This window comes from Streptomyces sp. NPDC059989 (assembly GCF_042736975.1).
In the GTDB taxonomy this organism is placed as follows: domain Bacteria; phylum Actinomycetota; class Actinomycetes; order Streptomycetales; family Streptomycetaceae; genus Streptomyces.
Genome location: NZ_JBHWUO010000121.1, coordinates 1 through 3908 on the forward strand (window position 1 = coordinate 1; position 3908 = coordinate 3908).

Annotated in this window: 5 protein-coding genes and 1 tRNA gene; 1 reads left to right on the forward strand and 5 read right to left on the reverse strand. The window is 68.8% G+C overall.

Going from position 1 to position 3908, the window contains the following annotated elements; genetic code table 11:
* The first annotated feature begins 432 nt into the window (after nucleotides 1-432).
* A tRNA-OTHER gene (locus tag ACFWBN_RS39625) sits at nucleotides 433-552 on the forward strand.
* A gap of 113 nt (nucleotides 553-665) precedes the next feature.
* Here the strand turns inward: ACFWBN_RS39625 and ACFWBN_RS39630 are convergent.
* From ACFWBN_RS39630 to ACFWBN_RS39650, 5 genes are all read right to left on the reverse strand, one after another.
* The gene (locus ACFWBN_RS39630) at nucleotides 666-1421 is read right to left on the reverse strand and encodes a hypothetical protein (protein WP_385186676.1); all 756 of its coding nucleotides are present in this window, start codon (nucleotides 1419-1421) and stop codon (nucleotides 666-668) included.
* A 76-nt stretch (nucleotides 1422-1497) separates the two neighbouring features.
* Complete coding sequence (locus ACFWBN_RS39635; RefSeq protein WP_385186679.1) at nucleotides 1498-2169, reverse strand: DUF932 domain-containing protein; 672 nt, start codon at nucleotides 2167-2169, stop codon at nucleotides 1498-1500.
* Between the two features lie 3 nt (nucleotides 2170-2172).
* Nucleotides 2173-2502 (reverse strand): hypothetical protein, encoded by a 330-nt coding sequence (locus tag ACFWBN_RS39640; protein ID WP_385186682.1) that lies wholly within the window; start codon nucleotides 2500-2502, stop codon nucleotides 2173-2175.
* A gap of 145 nt (nucleotides 2503-2647) precedes the next feature.
* Nucleotides 2648-3091 carry a hypothetical protein gene (locus ACFWBN_RS39645; protein WP_385186685.1) on the reverse strand — a complete coding sequence of 148 codons (444 nt, stop codon included), beginning with the start codon at nucleotides 3089-3091 and terminating at the stop codon, nucleotides 2648-2650.
* 106 nt (nucleotides 3092-3197) lie between these two features.
* Nucleotides 3198-3608, reverse strand: a complete 411-nt coding sequence (locus tag ACFWBN_RS39650; protein ID WP_385186688.1) for a hypothetical protein — start codon at nucleotides 3606-3608, stop codon at nucleotides 3198-3200.
* Nucleotides 3609-3908 lie beyond the last annotated feature (300 nt).

The following is a 3908-nucleotide window of genomic DNA, read 5'->3' on the forward strand; positions in this document are numbered from 1 at the left end:
GCGGGTACCTGAGCGCTGCGCGCTCAGGAGAGAACCGCCTCGCTGCGCTCGACTGGGCTCGGCTTCGCCGAGCCAGGGTCGGCCCTTCGGGCCGGAGTCCTGCGCTTCGCTCCGGACAAAGTTCGGGGTTCCGCTTCGCTCCACCCCGAACGGCTCGCTTCGCGAGCCCAAGTGACCCCGTTTCACGGGGTCCGGTCCTCCGGACCGTTGGGCGGGTCCGCTTCGCTCCCCCGCCCTGGGTCCTTCCGGCTTCGCCTCCAGGACCAGCCCGCTCCGCGGGCGCCAGCAACGGGGTTGGGGTCTGGTCACGCTGGCTCCTGGCTTGCAGAGCTCTCGGGCTGGCCATGTGCCCCTGCTGAAGGAAAGGGTTCGCTCTATCGAGACAGTGCTACTACCGTCTTCAGGGCGGGAACAGCAGCTCCCGCTGGTTGCGGAGTCGTGGCAGAGCGGCCCAATGCGATCGGTGTAAGGAAGGCCCTTCTTACGCCGACTGACCGGGTACTGGGCGGGCCTGCCTCCCCCGGTCCGCGGGTTCCAATCCCGCCGACTCCGCAACCACTCCCTGGAAGACCGACCCGCTTCGGCACCCGTACCGACCGGGCGAGGGCCAGTGTTTCAAAAGCGGGGTACGGATCGACTCTGGGATGCGGGCGTACTGCCCTGCACTACAACGACGCAGCCTTGATGCGGGCGTGTGCCATTGCGGGGGTGAGTTGGTAGTCCCAATCGCGAGGAAGGTCAGCGAACTGGATGTCGTGCTCGCTGCGGGTGATCACGACTTCCAAGGGGTCCAAGTCGTGGGGTCCCCGAACGCAGCGCGAGCACTGCAGCGCGGGGTAGGTCGGCGCGAGTCGGTTATCCCGCTCGTCGCGCTCGCCGTGCTCCCGCTCATGGATCGCGGTAATCTCGGCAAGTCGCTGGCGGACGTCGTCACCGGTGCGCAGCACGGTGGGGCCCACGCCGTAGAGGCAGTAGAACCGTCGGGCTCCCGGTTGTGCTGGCTGCGGGGTGGGCTGGCCTTGCCCGGGGAGCTGGTCAAGGGTGATGGGGGTGGAGGTGACCACGGTGTGTTCCTCCACGAGCCGGGTCACGGACTGATGGTCGGTGTCATTGGCCCAGTACGGTCGGACCGTGTACACGGAGGTGAGGTGGGAGCTGGTGTGGGTCGCTCCCTTGCCCTCGCCGGTAGTGCGGTCACGGTGCTGGACCCGCCATGCGACCGCCGGGACGACGCACAGGGTCAGCTTCTGGTGCGGTTGGTAGAGGACGGTTCGGCCCACGCGCCGGGCCGGCCCGGTGCTGTGCAGGCGTACGGCCACCGTGCCCGTGCTCCGGATCTCAAGGTCGGCCACGGTCGCGGGCCGGAGGTCATCGAGGATGACGGCATGCTGGTAGAGGTCCCGTGCCTGGATCTGTTCCATGGCTGCTCCTTCGTGGGGTGGGGCAGCACGTGGGGGCGCGGCTGCTGGCGCCCCCACGTGCCGGCCTTGGGGCGGTTCAGACGGCCGTGAGTCGGAAGGCGCGTTCCATGACGTCATCGGCGGCGCCCGTGATCACTCGCTCAGCACGGGCGGCGGTCTTCAGATCCGGGCTGGTGCCGCGTGCCGGGGCTACGTGGTTGGCGTACTCGGTGATCGCGTTGTAGCCCGCCCAGGCCGTTCCCCGGATGCCCGCCTGGGTGTCCGCCTGCTCGAAAAGCGTGCGGATGCTGTTCCACCGGGTGGCCTGGTTCGTCTTCTTCCGGGTGCTGTCGGCGTTGGCGACCGGCCACAGCTCCTCCACGACCGAGCGCAGCATCGGGGTGGTCATCTCCGCGTCGAGCATCCGCTGTGCCGCCTTCTCGAACTCCTCGGCGTACTTGAACGTCAGCCCCAGCGCCTGACGGGCCTGTGCGATGCGGCCGCGCGCTCCGGAGGTGTGGCGGACCGTGTAGCTGCTCTTCGCGGTTCGCAGACCGGCGCGCAGGGTGTTGGCGCACACCACGCGGACGGGCGTGACGACGATCCGGAATGCGCTGCTGCCGTCGTGCGAGTTGAACGCTGCAATGTAGAGGTCCACCTCGTCGCTCCTGCCGATGGTCATCGTCTGAGGCAGCTTCATGGTCAGGAAGACCTGTCGGCCGCCTCGGAGGGAACCGGCCGTCTCGAAATGCGCCCCGGACTCGTCCACCAACTAGTTCAGGAACTCCGCGTGTTCCTCGTTCTGCACGGGCACGTAGTCGGGGCCGACCACGCCAAGCGTCTCGGGTCGTCCGGACTTGGGGTGTGTACGCACGCTCGCGCGGTGGTTCGGCACGTCCAGCAAGGTCGCGCCATCGGCCGTCAACTCGGTCGCGTGCAGGCCCACCAGGCGGACATTCCATCCGTCAAGCGAGGCCTCGCGCATCGCGTCTTCTGCAGTCAACACATCTGCGGTCACCCTGCCCAGCCGGTGCCAGGCGCTCACACGCGCGCTCACGAATGCGGCGCTGCCGTCGCGGAACCGCTCGATCTCGTCTGCCATGGGAATCTCTCCTTGTCGGTGCTCTACGGATGCGGCGGGGGTGCCACTCCCCCGCCGCTGGTGTGCAGCGGTCAGTTCTGCGGGGTGCCCGCGGCCAAGGCGGCCAGCCGCCGGGGAGATTGCGGCTGGCCGCGTGCGGGGCCGGTCAGACGAGTGCGGGCGCGTCCACGATCGACAGTGAGGGTGGGAGCGGGGCCGTGATGTCGCGGTCCGTGCCGATGCAGTAGGCGACGCGGCTCTGTTCAGCCGTGGCCGGGTACGCAGTGAGGTCGCTGATCATCCAGGACATGAACCTCACCGTGCCGTCCGGGTGCATCGTGCGCGCGGCCAACATGGCATTGACGCCGGTCGTGGTCACGGCCAACGTGTAGGCGGCGTACACGAGGGGGTCGTTCGCGTCGCTCTCGTCGGGCACAGGCCCGTTGATGATGCACTCAGCCTCGCTGAACTCGTCCGGGGTCGCGAGGACGACCGTCAGATGGTGGAGGCCTTCTCCGGCGGCGCGTGCGACAGCCCGCACGAGGGTCATACTGCGGCGGGCAAGGATGCGCGCGGCGTTGCTGCGGTCGGAAGTGGGGAAGTCGGTCATGAGCGTGCCCTTTCTTCGGTCGGCCTGCGGGTCCGGGTGCCACTCCCGGCCCGCAGGCGGGGTAGGTCGGCCGGGGCGAGGGGCCCCGGCCAACCGTGCCGGTCTGTCAGCGGGTGCGCTGGGCGGGGATGTGCAGGCTGCGCAGCAGGGCCCGCTTGCCGGTCAGGTGGCGCTCGATGAGCTGGAGCGCCTCGTCCTGCGTGAGACCTTCCGCGTTGCGGGCTGTGCTGTAGGCGATGGCGCCGGTAAGGAGGACCGGGCCGCAGAACACGTGCGCGGTGTCCAGCAGGCGCGCGGCGCTTGGGTTGGCGGGTCCGCCCTTCCACAGGGCCTCGCCGTCCGCCCAAACGGTCAAGTTGCTGTCGACCCGGTGCGGGTGCATCAGGCGACCCATCGCGTGGACTCCTTCGCGGAGGAGTAGTTCGTGGGGCTCGGTGGCACAGGTCCAGTCGGCGAGGATGAACCCGCCGTCGTTCTGCACGATCAGCGCAAAGGGCTTGGCGTCCGTGATGGTCATAGCTCTCCCTGGGGTTCACGGTCCTGGGGTTCTTCGGCGCTGGTGGGGTCCTGCCACATCCCCTCACCAACAAGAGAATGCTATCGCAATCTGACGTCATTCGGGAGTGGAAACGGGCCCTTCGGCCGCCCCGAAAGAGTGATGTTTTCGCAGGTCACCAGGGGTTTACAGCCCGACGGGGGGCGGGCATTGCGGGTCCGGTGTCGGCTGGCCCCGGAGCGCGGAGCGCGCAGGGCAAGGGGTGTGGTGGCGGGCGGAAAAGGCAGGGGTATTCTGCGCGCGCAGCGCGCACCCCTGCCT

Excerpts from the sequence above, each read along its gene's own strand:
- ACFWBN_RS39650 (WP_385186688.1), bottom strand. The coding sequence starts at position 3,608 with ATGACCATCACGGACGCCAAGCCCTTTGCGCTGATCGTGCAGAACGAC.
- ACFWBN_RS39645 (WP_385186685.1), bottom strand. The coding sequence starts at position 3,091 with ATGACCGACTTCCCCACTTCCGACCGCAGCAACGCCGCGCGCATCCTT.
- ACFWBN_RS39640 (WP_385186682.1), bottom strand. The coding sequence starts at position 2,502 with ATGGCAGACGAGATCGAGCGGTTCCGCGACGGCAGCGCCGCATTCGTG.
- ACFWBN_RS39630 (WP_385186676.1), bottom strand. The coding sequence starts at position 1,421 with ATGGAACAGATCCAGGCACGGGACCTCTACCAGCATGCCGTCATCCTC.